The following is a 20,533-nucleotide window of genomic DNA, read 5'->3' on the forward strand; positions in this document are numbered from 1 at the left end:
CAAACCTATGAAACAATCTCTACTCAGATGGGGCATTGCCGCCTGTATTCTCTTGTTTTACTTTACAGGTGAGGCTCAGGTTAAGAACAACTTTGAGGTTCGTTATGAAAACAAACTCAAGGGCGATCTTACTTTTATTGCCAACAATATCGTCAACAGGGATGGCAGTACAACAGACCCAGAAGATCCCTATAATTCCACGGGAAGCTCATCGTCCTACAATGATGACCTCAATATGCAATATATTGATATTGATGGGGATTCGAATACCTTTAGCTCCAGTAGCGCCACCTTATCCGTACCAGACCCGGACTGTTCACTTATCCGGTATGCGGGACTTTATTGGTCCGCTGTTTATAAAGGAAGTAATCGAAGTGATTTCAATCAGGTAAAATTCCAAGTGCCCGGAGGCTCCTATGTGGATTTGACTGCTGATGAAATCCTTTTTGATGGATACAATGATTCCGACTTTGGAAACTATAGCCCTTATGCCTGTTATAAAGACGTAACTTCCTTATTGACGGCGCTCCCCAATCCTGATGGGGAGTATTTTGTAGCCAATGTTCGTGCCAGTTCCGGTAGTAGTATTACCGGGGGTATATCCGGTGGTTGGACACTTATTGTGGTATACGAAAACCCTACGTTACCCGGCAAATACATCACCACTTTTGATGGATATGCAGGTATTAAGTCCGGTCAGACCGTGGATATTCCCTTTAGCGGTTTCACAACCTTGCCCTCTCCTTTCCCTGTAAATGCAAAATTAGGTGTTGCAGCTTTGGAAGGGGACAACAAAATCTCAGGAGACCAGTTGGCCATCAAGGCCGACAGCAATGGGTCTTTTACCACATTGTCCAACACGGTTAATCCATCCAACAACTTTTTCAACAGTAATATCACCATTGAAGGTTCCATTGTAACCACAAGAAACCCTAACAGTACCAATACATTGGGCTGGGATGTGGATCTATTTACGATACCCAACCCCAACCAGACGGTTATTCCCAATGACGAGACCGGGGCGACCCTTCGGGCGTCCTCTACACAGGATAAATATGATATTTTCTTCACCTCTTTGGATGTGGAGATCATTGAGCCTTTGATGAACTTGGCCAAAACCGTCGAGGACATTGGGGGTAATGACATTACGGGACAAGGAGTACATCTAGGTCAATACCTAGACTATGTACTGAGGTTCCAAAATGTGGGGAACGATGATGCCGTGAACTACACCATCAAGGACGTACTTCCCATAAATGTGACTCTAGACGAGGCCAGTATAACCATGCCTGCAGGGGTTACCTACACTTATGATCCCTTAACCCGGACCATTGAATTCACCATACCCGACAGTATTGTTGAAGAAGGTGATCCCGCCGCAACTATTCGTATGCGGGTACAAGTGGCAGAAAACTGTTTCGACTTCATCGATGCCTGTACGGATATCATACAAAACTTGGCCTATTCCACCTATCGAGGGGCCATCAACACGGCACAAATTACGGACGACCCCAGTGTCTCCGATTTTGACGGCTGTGGATTTGGTACCCCAGGTGCCACCAACTTTTTGTTGGACGACCTAAGTGCCTGTAACTTCAGTAGAACTGTGCAGCTCTGTGGTGATGATGTTTTGTTGGATGCCGGGGATAATTTTGACAATTACATCTGGTACCGTGACGAGAACGGCAACAACCAAATCGACATTGGCACGGACACTGTGATTACCGATGCCAACTCCGATGGTGATCCAAGTACCATGTTGGTTTCTGAGGTAGGAACTTATTTGGTGGACAAACAAGTGGCCGACCCTTGTAAGGATTTTATGGAAATCATTGTAGTGGAATTGTTCGGTTCGGTGCAATCCAATCCCATAACTGCTTTGATCAATGATACTTCCAACACCATTGATGGTGATGTGATCGTTTGTCCTAATGACGGTAGTGAAACTCCGGAAATTTTCCTGTGTGGTTTGAACGACACCGAATTGATCCAAATCAACATTCCTGATGCCACCAGTATTGTGTGGGAACAATTGGACGAAGCCAGCTGCCCAGCGGTAACCGATGGTTGTGCCAACACCAATGCAGGTTGTACATGGAACACCGTTGATACTGGCAATGACTTTTTGGCCTCCAATTCAGGTCAATATCGATTGGTGATCAACTACCAAAACGGATGTTTTAGCAGGTTTTACTTCAACATTTATAAAAACCCGCTAGATCCCCAATATACCTCTAGTGACATCATTTGTAACACTCCCGGTAACATTACGGTGACCAACATGCCGTTGACCTATGAGTTCCAATTGGTGAACCAAACTACAGGTACTGTTTTGGTTCCTTACCAATCCAACCCAAGTTTTGATATCGCTACCAATGGTGCTTACATGGTGGAAATGAGACAACAGGGCGTAACCGACGGTTGTGTGTTTGTTTTGGACAACATCGGAATCTTGGATAGGGATTTTCAAGTGGATGTAACCACAAAGGACACCGATTGTAACGGTTTGGGTGAAATTTCAATTTCCATTCTCAATGTTGAGCCCCAATATTATTATGAGGTTTCTTTGGGCGGAACGGTAGTCGATACCTATGGTCCTTCAACAGACAACAATTATACGTTTGAAAACTTGAACGATGGGGTATATGACATTTCCGTATCCACTGATGATGGTTGTACCTACACCCAACAGGTAACCATCAACGATTTTACCGATCTGGAGCTAACGGCAAGGGTATCACAACACATTACCTGTAAAGAAGGTAATATTCTCATGGAATCCACAGGGGGTAAAACACCTCACACCTATGCTATTTGGTCTTATGTGGATGAAGGTGGAAACACGGTTATTTCCTATCCTTCGGTTACGGACGTACCCGCTTCTGCATTCCAGACCAGCCAAATTTTTGACATCTACGATCCGGGACAATACACCTTTATTGTGGTGGACAGGAACAACTGTTATGACATTTCCAATACTGTTACGATTGAGTTTAGACCCGCTGCCGACTTTAATGCAACCTCAACAACAGATGTGTTGTGTTATGGTGAAGCAACCGGAACTATAAATTTCAATTTGGTAAACAGCAATGGATACCAACTTACCTATTATTTATTTGATGCCACAGGTTTCGATGAGAACAATTATAACTATGCCAATGCTTTGGCAACCAATGCCTCTGGAAACTTCCCTGGATTGACCAGTGGTGACTACGTGGTGGTGATCAACCAAAGAAAAGGAAGTGCTTCCTGTGATTATTTTGAATATCATACCATATCTGCCCCTTCTTTTGCTTTGGACGCGGATGCTGTTTTGATTCAGGGGTATACCTGTTTGCAAGATGGCATTATTGAAGCCCAGAATGTGACAGGAGGAACCTCCCCTTACCAATATAGTATTGATGGTGTCACCTTTGGTGCCTCCCCAACGTTCCCTAACTTGACCGATGGAACGTATTCCATCACCGTTAGGGATGATAATGGATGTACCTTTGTTACCAACTCCATCACTATCGATCCTTTGGATCCGCCAACCGATTTGAGCTTTTCTGCCACCAATCCACTTTGTCCTACTTTCGTTTCGGATGTAACGGTAACACCTACTGGTGGTACCCCTGGCTTGGTTTACGAGATCATTTCTCCTGCCGGAAGCGCAGTGAACAATGGAAACAATGCAACCTTTGCCGGTTTGTCCCCAGGAACGTATCTGTTCAGGGTTACCGATGCAAACGGTTGTGTTTATGACGAATCATTCACCATAGACCCAGTTACCGAAATCTCGGTGGTGGGCCAATTGGTGAGCAATATTACCTGCTTTGGGGCAAGTGATGGGGAAATCCTATACACCGTAGCCAGCTTTAATACTGATTATGACTACACGGTAACCGGTCCGGCCAACTTCTCAGGAAGTGCACAGACCAATGGAACCATTTCTTTGACCGGTTTGGCCGAAGGGACCTATACCATTAGCGTTACCGATAACTTTACCAACTGTACCGACACAACCAATGTAACCATTGCGGCTCCACCAGCGGCTATTACGGCTCCTGTAACCGTGAACCAGCCAACGTGTTTGGCCAATGGCGATGCCACTATTGTGGCCTCGGGAGGATGGGGAAGTTACACCTATGAAATCACATCGGCTCCAGCCGGTTACGTGCTTACAGGACCGCAATCCAATGGATTGTTTGCTAATTTGAATATTGGAGGAACCTATACCTTCACCGTTACCGATGCCAATGGATGTGTGCTCACGGATACCTTTGATATTGTTCCGGCCGTGGCTCCTGTGTTGGCCATTGTTCCCAATGATATTTGTTATGATGATGCTGTTGGATTGACCCTTACTGCCAATGTAACTTCAGGAGGTGATGGCAATTATGAATACAGCTTGAATGGTGGTCCGTATGGAAGCAGTAATGTGTTCACAGGACTAGGACCTGGCACCTACACCATCGCCGTTAGGGATGGCAATGACTGTACCGATACCGAAACCATTACCATTGATCCCGAGTTAAGTGTGGTAGCGTCTGCTCCAAATATTACCGCTTGCACCACCGATACCGATGTGACCATTACCGCCGCTGGTGGCGATGGAAACTATGTATACGCTGTAGTGGCCAATGGGGTTACGCCTGTTGCAGGTGACTTTTCAACCACCAACCCAATATCAGTTACTGGTGCAGGTGATTATGATGTATATGTTAGGGATAATGGCGGTGCTTCAGGGTATTGCGAAGCCTCCTATGATATCACCATTACGCAAGATCCTCCTCTGGTGATTTCCGTTACCGATACGGGTATTCTTTGTAGTGGTGAATCCCAAGCACAGATTACCATTACGGCATCTGGCGGAGAGGCCCCATATATGTACAGCATCAACAATGGTGCTACCTATCAACCTTCCAATACGTTTGTGAACCAGCCTGCTGGCAGCTACAATATCAGGGTCAGGGATGCCAACAACTGTGAGGTAACCCAAATCTATACCATTACAGAACCTTTGACGCTATCGGCTTCCGCCGCAGTGACCGCTCTTGCGGAATGTTACCCTGGTATGGGCGCCGAGGTGAGGATTACCAATGCTATTGGGGGTACCGCTCCTTACGAATACAGTTTTGATGGTGGTTCCACCTATGGTGCTAGTTCCATTGGGTACCTGCTTCCTGGTACACACACCCTTTACATTAGGGATGCCAATCTGTGTAGTTATCCTATGACGGTAACCATTGACCCGGAACCAACCCCTCCAACTGCTACTACTTCTATTGACTATGAGTGTGATGGCGAAGGAACCATTACGGTGACTCCAAGCAGCACCGATTTCGATTACACATACGAAATAGATGGCAACCCCAACACGCCCGACACATCCAATATTTTTTCTGATGTGGCTGTTGGCAGCCATACCATTACAGTAAACTATACCAGCAATATAGCACCATCACCCAGTGTGTTGTTATTGGAAACCTTTGGAACCGGTCCAAATACCAGTATCCCAGAGGTAGATCCCGCCTATTGCTACGAACCTCAAAATGGTGCCGTGAACTCATGTGGTTGGGGTATTGACACCCACATTCAGGATGGCGAATATTCCGTGACCCAGACCATTGTAAATCCTTATGGTACCTGGAGGAATCCAAATGATCACTCTGGCTTGGCCAACGGTCGATTCTTGGCTATGAACGTGGGCGGTGCTGTGGGCCCCAATGGAATCATTTACGCCAAAAGAAATATTGAAGTGGTTCCCAACAGGGACATTACTATTTCCCTTTGGGCATTCAACTTACTAAGAACGGGAACCAGTGGTGCCGATCCTGATATCGACATTCAATTGGTAGATGGTGGCGGAACCGTTATTGCGAGCACTACCACAGGAAATGTTCCCAAAAACAACGATGCCAACGATTGGCAAAACTACACAGTGACCCTTAACCCGGGAGCCAATAACAATCTTGACATCGTAATAAGAACCAATTCTGCCGTAACGGGTGGAAACGATATCGCCATAGATGATATTGAAGCTTTCCAAACCCCAGAAGTTTGTACAGATTCTTTGACTCTGAACGTAACCGTGGAAGATGGTCATGCTTTTGATGCTGCCATTACCAACTTCACCAATCTTACTTGTAACGGTGCGGCTGATGGTTCAATCACTTTTGAAGCTGAAAACTTTGATCCGGCCACCGGATTTACCTATCAAGTGGATGGAGGTGCTGTTTCTACGGCTCAATTTGCCAGCCCTATTACGGTAAATGGTCTTGCCGCCGGCAACCATACCATCACCATTGTAGATCTTAGAGATCCTGCGTGTTCCGTGGTGCTCAACCAAACGTTGACCGAACCTGCGGTATTGGATGTTACGGCCTCCATTACTACCCAACTGACCTGTACCAACGGAGGAGCTGTCATTACGGCTGCTGCCACAGGGGGTACGCCAACCTATCAATACCAATTGGAAGATGGTGTTGGCGGTATTTTGGTGGCCTTCCAATCATCAACCGTTTTCAACGGCCTTACTGCAGGTGATTATGTGGTAAGGGCAAGGGATACCAATCTGTGCGAGGATGTTATGACTGTGATGACCGTAGTGGCCCCGACACCCATCGTGTTCACATCGACCCCAACAGCATGTTATAGCGGGAATAATGACGGAAGCATTCAAGTGGATGTGACCAGTGGAAACGGAAACTATCAATTTAGCTTGAACGGAGGCCCTTGGATGACCCCAACGCCTGCAACCGGAACCACTTATACTTTCGGAAATCTGACTGCTGGCACTTACACCATAGATGTTCGTGATCAATACGGATGTCTTGGTGTACAACAGAACGTGACCATCGTGGATGCGTTGGTTGCCCAAGTGCAAGTAGTGGACGTTTCCTCTTGTGCGGATGGAAGCATCACTGTAACTGCTTCAGGTGGATCGCCCACTTTGCAATACGCATTTGTATTGACGGGAGGTGACCCGACCGGTTTGTTTGCCGCATCCAACGTATATGCCGTAACTACTGGTAATGATGGTACCTATGATGTGTACGTAAGGGATAATTCGGCCACTAGTCCCTATTGTGAATATATGGAAACGGTGACCGTTAATCCTGGAGTGCCATTGACCATGACGGCCACACCAACAGATCCGCAGTGTCATGACGGTACAGGCTCTATTTTTGTGGACATCACATCAGGTTTGGCTCCATACACTATCCAGATTATCGATTTGGACAATGGTGGTGCGTCCAACCAAACCAATACCAATGTACTGGCTTCAACCAGAACGTATTACAACCTAATGCCGGGCAACTATACCATTAATGTTACCGATGCTGCTGGTTGTACCGTGACCGATACACAAACCATCAATAATCCCGATGAACTTACAGGTGTGGTTTCTGGAATTACACCCCCAACCTGTACTGGCTTAGCAAGTGATTTTGGTTTTGGCTTCTCCGGATACCCTACAACTTTAGGCACCATTGAGTTTAGTGCTGATGGTGGTACCACTTGGATCGGGGATAATTCCAATCCTGGTGTATCCGATCAATTCACAGGTTATAATTCAGGTGATACCGTATATCCTTCCATGAGAACCGTGGACGGATTGGGTAACACGCTCTGTCAAACGGATTTGCCTCCATTCATCATTCCATATCCATTGGATGATCTGGACATTACCATTTCTGCTTTGGTGGTAAATTGTAATGAACTACAGGTAACCGTACAAGGTTCTGAAGGTTCTCCCGGATATGATTATGCCTACTCGGATGATCCGGCAAACTTTAACCCTGCAACCGCAACCTGGTTTGCCGGTGGAAGTGTTGACAATTTGGGCAACCCAGTTACCGCAGGATATGGTATGTATCAATGGACAGGCTTGGTTCCCGGGAGAACATATGTTTTCTACGTAAGGGATAGTGGCGGTTGTGTTAGACAAAGTAATGTGAATGTCAATGATTTGATTACCGTTCCTTTGGAAATCACCTCGACCATCACTCCAAGTTGTTTTGGTTTGAGCAACGGAAGCATTACCTATACCGTAACCGATAACCAAGCTCCATTTGAAACACAATTCAGATGGAACTTCTACGATATGAGTTCTGGTTCCCCTGTTTTGGTAAGCAGTAGTGGCATTGTTCCCTATGCTTCCCCACAAGATATTACCCTAACAGGACTACCTGCAGGAAACTACTATATTGAAGTAATTGAGGTTGATGGAAGCAATGTTGACAGTTGTGTGGGAGCCACTGAAAATGAACTATTGGAGGAATTGGACCCATTATCTGGAACACCTATGGTCCTACAGAATATTAGTTGTAATGCCCCTGGTCTGATTCAAATCCAAAACCCACTTGGCGGTGGAGGCATTTATACCTACACCGTAACTGGGCCTGCCGGATTTACTACCATAACCGCAACTACCGACAACCCTATTGAGATACCTGCCAATTCACCTGCCGGAAACTATGATGTGACCATGCAAGACCAATTTGGTTGTGGGGTGAATTTGGGCACGGTTCCATTGACCTTGACCCCAAATCCAACTATTGACAGCGTTGTAATTGACAATTGTGCCACTCCGATCACGGTGACCATCAATGCCACCAGCGCCGCTGCCCAAATCTTCTATTCTTTGGATGGTGGGGCTACTTATGTGGACAATGGCGGGGTATTCAATAATGTGGCCCCAGGCTCCTACAATGTTGCTATCATCGACAGCAACGGATGTATGGATACGGATACCATTGTAGTACATGCTCCATTGGAGTTCACTGCGATCCAAACCGTTGCATTGGATTGTGAGCCAGGCTCCGCTGCCAATGCTGAAATTGAAATAACCGTAATTGCCGGATCAGGAAATTACGAGTACATGATTGATGGTCCGGGAACGAACGATCAGGCTAGGACTGTGCTTCCATCCAATCCATTTACGTGGACGAATGCCGCCGCCGCCGGTAGCTATAGCGTTATCGTATTTGATATGGGAACCGCTCCACCAAACTGTTCCAAGACCATTACCATTGACGTACCCGATGCACCCCTACCTTCCTTTACGGAAACCCATATGGACGTTACCTGTAATGGAGGAAGCGATGGTAGTATCACCCTGCACGAAGTGGATAATGGTGTAGGTCCACTGACATTTACCTTAAGTCCAATGCCAGCGGGGGCTGTATTGAACGGTACCACTTTTGAAAACCTTCCTGCGGGCACTTATAGTGTTCGCGGTGTGGGCACCAATAGCTGTTTTGATGATATTTTCAATATCATCATTGGCGAGCCTGCAACTATTGTGGTTCCTGCTCCAACGGTTGTTGAATTCGGATGTACTGCCGGGAACAATACCAACAACGCCACGATTACTGTGGATACTGCTTCCATCACTGGAGGTAGTGGAACTTATGTCATCTATGAGTTTATCAACGATGCCGGTTCTGTGGTAGTGCAGTCAGGAAGCAACCCTGTTTATACGGAAACCAACATCAATGGTGGCAGCTATACCATCAATGTATATGATGAAAATGGCTGTTTGGGCACAACTACAGCGGTAATTGCTCCGTTTGATAGTTTGGATTCTGCCAATATTGTTGTGGATGCCGTTGCTACTTGTGTAACGGGTGAAGATATTACCATTACGGCCATCGGTTCCATCACCAACTCAACTACGGACCCTGCAAATTATGAGTTCAGGGAGTTGCCTTCTGGCACTTTCCAGGCATCTGGAAGCTTTACGGGTCTATCTGTTGGTGTTCATACCTTTGAGGTGAGAAACACGGTTACAGGATGTATCCTTACCGTTTCCCACGAAGTGGCCGACCCAGAAATACTGGATCTACTCGTTGTGGGTACCACCAACATCACTTGTTATGGTGATACGGATGGCACCGTGGAATTGAACTTGGTGGATGCATCCAATGTGACCTACCCAAGCGCAACCAGCTATACCTTGTATTACGACATTAACCATACGCCGACCAACTTGGCCGATGACGTAGTGACCACTGGATCTGATGCCGATGGAAGCTTTACCATCACCGGTCTTGCGGCAGGTACGTATTATATAGAAGTAACCGATACCAACCCTCCGGGTTCTGCTTGTGTGTACAGCGAATCGTTCAACATTGCCGGTCCTGCTGCGGCCATTGCCGGTGCAAGGGTAGTAACCGATATTACCTGTGTGGGTAACGATGGGGCTATCCAGGTGACCAATGTAACTGGAGGATGGGGTGGATATTCCTACTATGTCGGTACCAGCAGTCCAACAGGTCCTGGCGACTATGTGGCCAGCCCTAGCTTTACAGGATTGGCAGCGGGAACTTATGAGATATGGGTTATTGATTCAAGTGGATGTGAGCAGTTGATAGACACTGTTTCCTTGGCCAATCCAACCCCGATTACCGCTACATTACAGATCAACCAAGAAAATTGTACCAATCTTCAAGGTGAAATCGAAGTGGTAGGAACCGCAGGTGGTCAAGGTAGTAACTATACCTATCAGTTGATCCGAAATGGTTCCAATGTGGGATCCCCACAGACTAGCCCCACATTCTCAGGTTTGGGTGCTGGATCTTATGAAGTATTGATTGCCGATCAGTGGACTTGTACCACCACCATTGGACCTGTAGTGCTGACGAACGCCATGACGGCCAATGCCACCGTGGTCAAACCTATTGATTGTACCGTAAACCCAGGTGGACAGATTACCATCAATGTCAGTGGAGGTTCTTCAAACTTGACCTTTGATGTGGTTTACCCCGATGGGGTCACTACCGCTAGCAATGCTACTGGAGTGTTCACCGGACTTATCCAGCCAGGTGTTTATACCTTCACCATTACGGACAATGATACGGCTACGCCTTGTACCTTTGTGGTTACCCAAGAATTGGATGACAAGGTTGATCCTATAATCGATGACGTACTAATTGATGATGTAAACTGTAATGGCGGTTCTGACGGAAGTTTGACCGTAGTATTGGATCCTGCCACCATAGTAGATCCCGTATACACCTATGAGCTTTACAGAATGTCAAATCTAGGAACACCATACCGATTTGCACAGTCCAGCCCAGTGTTCGATAATCTTCCTGCGGACAGCTACCGCGTAAGGGTGATTTCATCCAGGGCCTGTGAGGATACCTTCGATGTTACTGTGGGACAACCCGCCCCATTGACAGCTTCTGCGGTGGCCACGGACTTTGTTTGTAATCCAAACAATGCAGTAAACACTTCAACCATTACCATTAGCCCGGTTGGTGGAACAGGACCTTATTTCTACAGTAGGGATAATGTGAATTTCCAATCCTCAAACTCGATTCCTGTAGTGGATACGGGCGTTGATCAAAACATTACCCTATATGTGAGGGATAGCAATGGTTGTACTACCACAACCTCTGTGATGATACCGACCATCAACAAATTTAGTGTTGCGGTAACCCAGACTACAGCGATCAGTTGTGCCAATTTTGAAGAAGTGTTGTTAACTGTTACGGATAATGGTGATGTGACCAATACCTACACCTTTGAGTTGTTGCCTGTTGGTAATACCTATGGAACATTGACCGGAACTCCTACGAGTACTACGGCCACCTTCGAGTTGAATGCGCCTGGAACCTATACGTTCAGGGTTACGGATAATACTACGGGTTGTTACGTAACAACAGTTGCCTATACCATTCCACCTTACGATACCATAGACGTTACAGCAACGGCTACTTCTCCTGCCATGTGTTTTGGAGATGCGGGTACTTTGGAAATCAATATTACCGGTTATACAGGTGCTTATGACTATGAAGTGTTCATGGCCAATGGAACCACAACAGGTATTGTTGGAAGTGGAAATACCTCTACCAACCCATTGAGCATCACAGACCCTGCGTTGGTAGGTGGAAACTACTTTGTACGTGTAACCGAAACCGGTTATCCATTCTGTGCCGAGGATTCCAATACTATTACCATTGTGTCACCGAGCAGCCCATTGGCATTTGTTCCACAACAAGTGGCCAGTGTAACCTGTACCAATGACCAAGGTGAGATATTGGTGGCCCCAACAGGTGGATATGCCCCTTATGACATCATATTGACCAATACCTCAACAACCCAAGTATACACGGCGAACAATGTGAGCAGCTATGTTTTTACAGGGCTTGCTGCCGGCGCATATGAAGTTAGGGTTACCGATAATGGTGGTTGTGAAGTAGTTGACAACTCACTTACATTGTTCTTGCCAACACCCATAACTGCCGATATTGATGCCGCTCCGATTGACTTGACCTGTTACGGAGACGAAAGTGCCTCTGTATGGGCCTACAATGTTGCGGGAGGTGAAGGTTCTTATGTATATCAGTTGAACATCTATGATGCAACAGGAACCAACATTGTCTTCACAACAGGAGAGCAAGGCAACAATACCTTTACTGGGTTGGGTGCTGGTATTTACAGCATCACCGTATCCGATGGATGGAACTGCGGTGTGGAAACCCCACAGGTCACCATCAATGAGCCAACTGAAGTTATGGCTTCTTTGGTACAGGTTACTGAAATGACTTGTCTTAATGATGCCGAAATTCGATTGACCGCCGGAGGAGGAAATGGTTCCTACGAATACAGTAGCGACAACATCAACTTTACACCGATGGGTGGTAATTCCGTTACCCTTACCGTTGGAGCTGGTGTATACCAATTCTATGTACGTGACACCAACGGTTGTGAGGCTGAAATTTCCAATCAGGTGAGTATAGATCCTATTCCACCATTGACTTTGAATATTGACGAATCTGCAGCCATAATCAATTGTATGGGTGAAGCATCGGCAACCATCATTGCATCGGCAACTGGTGGTCTGGGTAACTACAACTATGAACTGTTCTCCGATGCTGCATTGACAAACTTGTTGGCCGGACCACAAACCAGTGGCACCTTCAACATGTTATCGGCTGGCAGCTATTATGTTCGAGTAACCAGTGAGGACTGTGTGGAGGTTTCTCCAGAAATTGTAATCGTGGACCCAGCTCCATTACAGGTTGATAATCAAGATTTCTCCAATGTTACCTGTTCCGGAATGGACGATGGTACCATTACTGTGGAAGTTTCCGGAGGTACTGGACAGATTCTTTATGCCATTTCTCCAAACTTGGATCAATTCGATACTGAAAATACCTTTACCGATTTGGCTCCTGGTATCTATGATGTGATTGCACAGGATGTGAACGGATGTTTCATCACCTTCCAATTCGAAATCACTCAACCAGAACCTATTCAGGCCGAAGCAGTGAACATTATGCACGAAGTATGCTACAACAGTGCCGATGGTTCGTTTGAATTGCAGATCACTGGAGGAACTGCACCTTATGAAACCAGTCTGGACTCCAATGCAGATGCAGATTTTGTACAAGACCAGTTCTTGTTCCAAAACCTTTCTGCAGGTACCCATGTGGTCTTTATTAGGGATGCCCAAGGTTGTGATACCAATGTGTTTGTAGAAATTGAACCCGGAGTGAACCTTGCTGCTACCGTTACCCCAATGTACGAGTGTACTGGTAATATTCCTGATAACTATCTGGATATTGTGTTCGAAGATCCTTCGGTTTCGGCAGACGTATTGTATGCTTTGGATTCCACCGATCCCGCTGATATGCAATTGACCGCAGATTATAGAAACATGGCACCTGGTGACCATTATATCACCATTGCACATGCTAATGGATGTATGGTAACCTATGACTTTACCATTGAAGGCTACGAGCCGCTTACCTTGGTATTGGAGAACAATATCATCAACCAGATTTCTGCCGTTGCAAACGGTGGTGTGGAAGAATATACCTTCTATTTCAACGATCACAACAATGGTAGTGATAACATCTTCTACATTAACCGAACTGACACATACACGGTTACCGTGATTGATCAGAACGGTTGTGAGGTGCAGGCACAGATATTTATGGAATTTATAGATGTGGAATTCCCTAGTTTCTTTACACCAGATGGTGATGGATTGAACGATACCTGGATTCCAGATCATTTAGAAGGCTTCCCCAATGCACTAATTAAGATTTACGATCGTTATGGTAGAGTAGTGGAAGAGATGACCCGCGATACCCAAGGTTGGGATGGTGATTATGACGGAAAACCATTGCCAACGGGTGACTACTGGTATGTAGTTAAATTGAAAGGTGATCTTGACGATCGTGAGTTCGTGGGCCACTTCACCCTATATCGACAATAACGCTTAACCTGCTGACCCCATGTTCAAAAAAGTATATTCAACTGTCTTCCTTTTTTTGTTGGCGCTTTGTGCCAGTGGACAGGAGTTGACCATACCACAACTATCACAATATATTGCAGATAACCCCTTTATCATGTCCCCGACCTATGCAGGTATCGGGGACCACATAAAGGTTCGTCTCAATGGTCTTACTCAATGGGTGGGCATCAAGGACGCTCCGGACACCCAGACCTTGGCAGCTGATGCCAGGATAGGAAACCGCTCCGGTGTTGGTATGTTGTTATATAACGATAGTAACGGGGAAACCAAACAAAGGGGGGCAAGGGTTTCTTTTGCACACCACCTTACTTTGGACAGGTATGATGATATCTTTCTTTCTTTTGGTATCTCGTACAACTTTAACCAGTTCCGCATCGATGTGGAGAACTTTAATGCCAACAATGGCCAGCTTCCCACAGACGATAAGGCGACAACCAACCACAACTTTGATCTTGGTGTTTTGTACCGATACGATAAGTTCTATTTCAGTCTGAATGCCTCCAACGTGCTCAACAAAAATTTAGAGCGGTTCAATCCCACTTTTGAGCCCAATACCTTAAGGAACTATTATGTGTACACAGGTTATAGTATCTCCAAGAGCAAGAACAGTAAATTGGAGATAGAGCCTTCCGTTTTCTTTCAATGGTTTGAAAGCGATGGTCGTTCCGTAACCGATCTTAACGCCAAGTTCCGCTTTCACGATTTTGAGGATTATTACTATGTTGGGCTTACCTATCGCTTTTTGAACGATCAGTTGGGAGAACCTCTTTACATTGCCCCAATTGCCGGGTTTAAAAAGAACAATTTTTATTTTGGATACTCCTATCAGATCATTACCAACGAAATTTTGGGATATAGTACTGGTACACACGTTCTTACGGTAGGGATGGATCTCTTCCAAGGAATCAGTAACTGTAGGTGTATGTATTGATTTAGCCCGTTTTATCCTATTTTTGCCGTTCTTAAAGGCATCTCTGTGGGAAAAATTAAGCTAAAGAACATCCGTATCCACTCCAACCATGGTTGTTTAAAGGAAGAAATGCTCATCGGTAGCGACTATCGGGTAGACCTTGAAGTGACCGCCGATCTTGCCCGACCTGCTTTATCTGACAAGCTAGACGAAACAGTAGACTATGTGCACCTCAACAACATTGTAAAAGAAGAAATGTCCGTGCGTTCCAACCTGTTGGAACATGTTGCCAAACGTATCATTGATCGCATTCTTGAGGAGATTTTGGAAGTGACCGAAGTTGAGGTTGAGGTAGCAAAAATAAATCCGCCCATAGGCGGAGATGTGGAGAGTGTTTCGGTGAAACTCGGATTTACTCGATGAAACGCAGCTTTTTAAAAGCTGGTAATGTTAAACTTTTTTTAATTTTGTCTACAACTAAAACGGCATTGTGGTCGAATTGGATAGACAAGGTCCCGCAAGGATTTTTATGGTGGTTCGAGTCCACCCGATGCCTCAAAGATAAACTTTTTATTAAAGTTATCCCTCTACTTATTTAGATAATTTACAGTCTAAAAATTCATAAAATATTTATAGCTTTGCCAACCTAATTGGCATCGTGGCCGAGTGGCTAGGCAGAGCTCTGCAAAAGCTTGTACAGCGGTTCGAATCCGCTCGATGCCTCAAAACCCAGTACTTTGTGCTGGGTTTTTTGTTATATCTTTTCTATTTTCTCTATTTCGTCCTTGATGTCGAACCTGTCCTTTGGAAGAAAACCTTTGGTAATCAATACAATACCACAGATAATCAAAATGATACCGAGTCCTTTTTTGATGAGTACGATCCGTTCCTGGGTAAGATAACGTTTCAATTGTTTCGCCAAAATAATCTTTAAAAGATCTGTCCCGAAATACACCAAAATCACCGTACTGAAGAAGACGAACATCCTATTGGGGTCATTATCCAAACTTGGACCAACAACTATTATCAACCCCAACCAAAAGGCCAAAACCCCAATATTGATGAAATTCAATAAAAATCCCTTGGCTAAAAGACCCAGATACGTTCCTTTAGTTGCCTTTACATTGGCCCTTTTCTTTGCTTTTTTCACAAAAAGGAAGATGCCATATACCAGAAGGATCATACCACCGAAAACAAAGAGCCCAGGTTGGTTACTCAAATTTTCCAACAGTTGAAAACTACTGAAATAGGCAATGGTCAAAAAAACAATATCCGCTATAATTACTCCTATATCCAAACTTACCCCAGCCCTAAATCCTTTTGTGGCACTGGTCTCCAGCAATACAAAAAACACCGGGCCTATCATAAAGCTCAACAAAAATCCCAGAGGGATTGCTGTTTGGATATCTTCAATCATTTTTAATGTACTCTTTTTACTTTTCCGCCAAATAAAGTCTGTTCATCCATTTTTTTTGGGTCTCCATAGACCAACACCTCACCACCCGCCTTTACATTGGCCTTAACATAATCCGTGGCATAAATTTCAGCACTCCCCCCTGCATTTACGCTGATGGTGGTGAACTTCGTCTTAAAAGTCTTTCCTGTATAAATACCACCAGTGTTGATGATGACATCTTGCGTATTGGAAAAACCACCGGTCAATATCTTACCTCCTGAAACTGCTTTTATCAACAATTGGTCCACTTGGCAGTTGATTTCCAATTCTCCTCCTTCCTGTGCCTTAAGTTCTAAAATTTCATGCACATAGGTACCATCCGAGGAAATTCTGGCATCTTCGTTCACATCGATTACTACCAGTTCTTCTGTGTGATACAAATCCACATAGGTACGGTACCCACTAAAGATTTTGTCTATTTCCATCCGGATTTTGAGCACCCCATCATTGTTCACAATGGCCACTTTATCTGTGTTGGCTCCCGTAATCACCGCTTTGTTTTCTTTTCCTTTGATAAGATTTATGGAAAGTCCATCAAAACCTTTTACCTCCGTAAACTTTTGTAGGTTCTTTGTTACGGTTGCTTCCTGTGCCTGCACACAGGAAAAGATTAGGAACAACATAACAAGTGTAATTTGTTTCATGTTATAAAAATTTGGTTCTCAATAGGATAACAAATTTTATTCCAAAATAGTATCATTCCCTTTTACCAATCAACGAAAAGTCGAGGTGTCTTTTCAACAAATCGGTATCCTTCACCATAACATACACCTCGTCTCCCAACTGGTACATGCGCTTGGTCCGTTCCCCGATAATGGCATATTGGCGTTCATCAAAAATGTAATAATCATCCCGAATATCCCTAATCCTGACCATTCCCTCACATTTGTTTTCAATGATTTCCACATAAATGCCCCATTCGGTCACTCCGGAAATAACACCCAAAAACTCTTGATCCTTATGGTCCTGCATAAACTTGATCTGCATGTATTTTACAGAATCACGTTCCGCGTTGGCTGCCAACAGTTCCATATCGGAGGAATGCTTGCATTTTTCTTCATAAATCACGGCCTTGGGTTGTTGGCCTCCATCCAAATAATGCTGCAATAATCGGTGCACCATCACATCCGGATACCTTCTGATGGGTGAAGTAAAATGCGTGTAATAATCAAAGCCCAGACCGTAATGGCCAATGTTCTCCGTGGCATAGATGGCTTTGCTCATACTGCGGATGGCCAAAGTATCCACCAAGTTTTGTTCCTTCTTGCCCTTAACATCCTCCAATAACTGGTTCAGGGACTTATTGATGCTCTTTCTATCCTTCAGGTTGATACTATGTCCGAATCTGGAAATAACACCGTTCAAAGCCATTAATTTTTCCTCATCTGGCTTGTCGTGCACCCTGTAGACAAACGTTTTTTTCTGCTTTCCGATGAATTCGGCCACCTTTCTATTCGCCAATAGCATAAATTCCTCTATCAACTTATTGGCATCCTTCGCTTCTTTGAAATACACACTTTCAGGCTCGCCGTTTTCGGAGAGGTTGAATTTTACCTCGATTTTATCAAAAGAAATGGCCCCTGCATCCATACGTGCCTTGCGCATAATCTTGGCCAATCTATCAAAAGTGAGGATGGCATCCACGATTTCATTCGAAACTGAATAGGCATTGCCCCGGATGGAAATTTCTTCCGGAATCCGGGCACCACCGGTTTCTATGATATGCTGTGCCTCTTCATAAGCAAACCGTTCATTGGAATTGATAACGGTCCGTCCGAACCACTGGTCCACCACTTTGCCTTTTTCGTCCATTTCAAAAACAGCGGAAAATGTATATTTTTCTTCGTTTGGCCTAAGCGAACAAGCCAAATTTGACAAAACCTCTGGCAACATGGGAACCACTCTATCCACCAAATACACCGAAGTGGCCCTTTCATAAGCTTCTTCTTCCAACACGGTACCCAATTCTACATAATGGGAAACATCGGCAATGTGGATCCCTATTTCGTAATGACCATTTTCCATTTTCTGAAAGGAAAGGGCATCATCAAAATCCTTGGCATCCTTGGGATCTATGGTAAAGGTGAGTACCTCGCGCATGTCCCTTCGTTTGGCAATTTCAGATGCCTTGATAGAGGTATCCAACGTTTTAGCAAACTGTTCCACTTCATATGGGAACTCATAAGGCAGCCCATATTCCGCTAAAATCGCGTGGATTTCCGTATTGTGTTCTCCTGGTTTGCCCAATACTTCCACTATTTCCCCGTATGGAGATTCGGCGTCATCTGGCCAATCGCCAAGGTTAACCAACACTTTATCGCCATCTTCGGCTTTCTTGAGCTTTTCCAAGGGTACGAAAATGTCCGTATACATCCGGGAATCGGTTGGTCTTACAAAAGCAAAGCGCTTCTGTTTATCCACAATACCCACATAGGAACTCTTTTTACGCTCCAATACTTTTGATATTTCACCTTCTGGCTTTTTGCCCTTTCGACTAGGTTTCAGGAACACTTCCACGGTATCACCATGGAAAGCCTTGTTCAATCTATTGTTTGGAATAAAGATGTCCTGATCCAGCTCATCAACGATTACATAGGCATTTCCGCTGGAGGTCAAATCCACCTTTCCCGTAAAATACGTATGCAAGGTGGGTTTCTTTTGATACTTGCCGCGTTCCACTTCCACTATGCGATCGGTAGCCTTCAGCTGGCCCAAACGCTTGATCAGTTCGTTTCTATCCTGGGTATCTGTAATATCTAATTTTGATGCTATTTGCTTGTAATTGAAGCTTTTTGAAGGTTCCTTTTCCAGAACCGTGAAAATGCCTTTCGTTATCTCATTCTTCCTCTGACCTTTGGCCCTCTTCTTTTTCTTTGACATTTACGTCCTTATTTTTTTGAAAAATACGAATTATAATTCTTGGCCCACAAGGATTGATACAGGAATCACAAACAATACGTTCTTATCAACAATTATCAATAGTATCTTTTTTCTTCTTTCTTTAAATTTTAAAAAATGATGATGATGATGTATTGTTGAAATGTGGAATAAAATTTTGAACCAAATATTGCTTTGAACAGTGAAAAAAGTTTGTTCACAATTTTTCAGACCGAAAGAAATATAAGAATCAAGCCTTTAGAAATGTTATCCACGATTTTTAATAAGCGTTTTCAACATCAATTTATTGAAAAGTAAATGTATCCTTAATGTTAATTAGAGGGATAAAATGTTTCATATAGGTTGATTAATTTTTAATGGAATATCGGCTCAACATTAAGAATTTATTTTAAGTGATCCATTTTTTGTAAAATCAAAATATAGTTACTGATATTTTTCTTTAAAAAATGAACAAAAAAGGCAGATTGTTAATAGGTTGTTTTTTAATGGAATATCAACTTTTGGTGATTTTTATGAACACCCTCACATAAGAAAGATATTGTACCTTTGTTAAGTATCCTCAAAATACTAAAACCATGAAAATTTCTATAGGAAATGACCACGCCGGAACTGATTATAAACTGGCCATAGTGGGGCTTTTAAAATCAAAGGGAATAGAGGTAATCAACTACGGAACCGATGGTACCGATAGTGTGGATTATCCTGATTTTACCCATCCCGTTGCTACTGATGTGGAAGAAGGTAGGGTAGATTATGGTATCGTAATCTGTGGAAGCGGTAACGGTGCCACCATGACCATCAACAAACATCAAAAAGTAAGGGGAGCTCTTTGTTGGACCAAGGAAATTACCCAATTGGCACGGGAACATAATGATGCCAATATTTTGAGTCTTCCTGCGCGTTTTATTGCATTGCCACAGGCATTGGACATGGTGGAAACTTTCTTGAACACCGAATTTGCCGGCGGCAGACATGAACGTAGGATAGAGAAAATTCCCTGCAGTTAAAAAAC

Annotated in this window: 7 protein-coding genes and 2 tRNA genes; 6 read left to right on the forward strand and 3 right to left on the reverse strand. The window is 44.4% G+C overall.

Annotated elements, in window-relative coordinates; genetic code table 11:
* The first annotated feature begins 7 nt into the window (after positions 1–7).
* The 5 genes from D2U88_RS05040 to D2U88_RS05060 all read left to right on the forward strand — a co-directional run bounded on the left by D2U88_RS05040 (position 8) and on the right by D2U88_RS05060 (position 15,890).
* Positions 8–14,218 carry a T9SS type B sorting domain-containing protein gene (locus D2U88_RS05040; RefSeq protein WP_182859104.1) on the forward strand — a complete coding sequence of 4,737 codons (14,211 nt, stop codon included), beginning with the start codon at positions 8–10 and terminating at the stop codon, positions 14,216–14,218.
* A 19-nt stretch (positions 14,219–14,237) separates the two neighbouring features.
* Positions 14,238–15,188 carry a PorP/SprF family type IX secretion system membrane protein gene (locus D2U88_RS05045; RefSeq protein WP_119639223.1) on the forward strand — a complete coding sequence of 317 codons (951 nt, stop codon included), beginning with the start codon at positions 14,238–14,240 and terminating at the stop codon, positions 15,186–15,188.
* 45 nt (positions 15,189–15,233) lie between these two features.
* Positions 15,234–15,590, forward strand: a complete 357-nt coding sequence (gene folB, locus D2U88_RS05050) for a dihydroneopterin aldolase (protein ID WP_119639224.1) — start codon at positions 15,234–15,236, stop codon at positions 15,588–15,590.
* Between the two features lie 61 nt (positions 15,591–15,651).
* A tRNA-Cys gene (locus D2U88_RS19485) sits at positions 15,652–15,723 on the forward strand.
* A 96-nt stretch (positions 15,724–15,819) separates the two neighbouring features.
* Positions 15,820–15,890: transfer RNA gene (locus D2U88_RS05060), tRNA-Cys, on the forward strand.
* 31 nt (positions 15,891–15,921) lie between these two features.
* Here the strand turns inward: D2U88_RS05060 and D2U88_RS05065 are convergent.
* Genes D2U88_RS05065 through rnr form a run of 3 tightly spaced genes read right to left on the reverse strand, consistent with a single transcriptional unit; the run spans position 15,922 to position 19,503 of the window.
* Positions 15,922–16,584: a LysE family translocator gene (locus tag D2U88_RS05065; protein ID WP_119639226.1), complete on the reverse strand. Its 663-nt coding sequence runs from the start codon at positions 16,582–16,584 to the stop codon at positions 15,922–15,924.
* A 2-nt stretch (positions 16,585–16,586) separates the two neighbouring features.
* Complete coding sequence (locus tag D2U88_RS05070; protein ID WP_119639227.1) at positions 16,587–17,267, reverse strand: head GIN domain-containing protein; 681 nt, start codon at positions 17,265–17,267, stop codon at positions 16,587–16,589.
* Positions 17,268–17,319: 52 nt separating this feature from the next.
* Positions 17,320–19,503, reverse strand: coding sequence for a ribonuclease R (gene rnr, locus D2U88_RS05075; RefSeq protein ID WP_119639228.1), 2,184 nt, complete (start codon positions 19,501–19,503; stop codon positions 17,320–17,322).
* Between the two features lie 593 nt (positions 19,504–20,096).
* On the opposite strand from rnr, the gene D2U88_RS05080 reads away from it, so the two are divergent.
* Positions 20,097–20,528, forward strand: coding sequence for an RpiB/LacA/LacB family sugar-phosphate isomerase (locus D2U88_RS05080; protein WP_119639229.1), 432 nt, complete (start codon positions 20,097–20,099; stop codon positions 20,526–20,528).
* Positions 20,529–20,533: the final 5 nt, after the last annotated feature.

The organism is Flagellimonas aequoris, from assembly GCF_003584165.1.
Lineage (GTDB): Bacteria > Bacteroidota > Bacteroidia > Flavobacteriales > Flavobacteriaceae > Flagellimonas > Flagellimonas aequoris.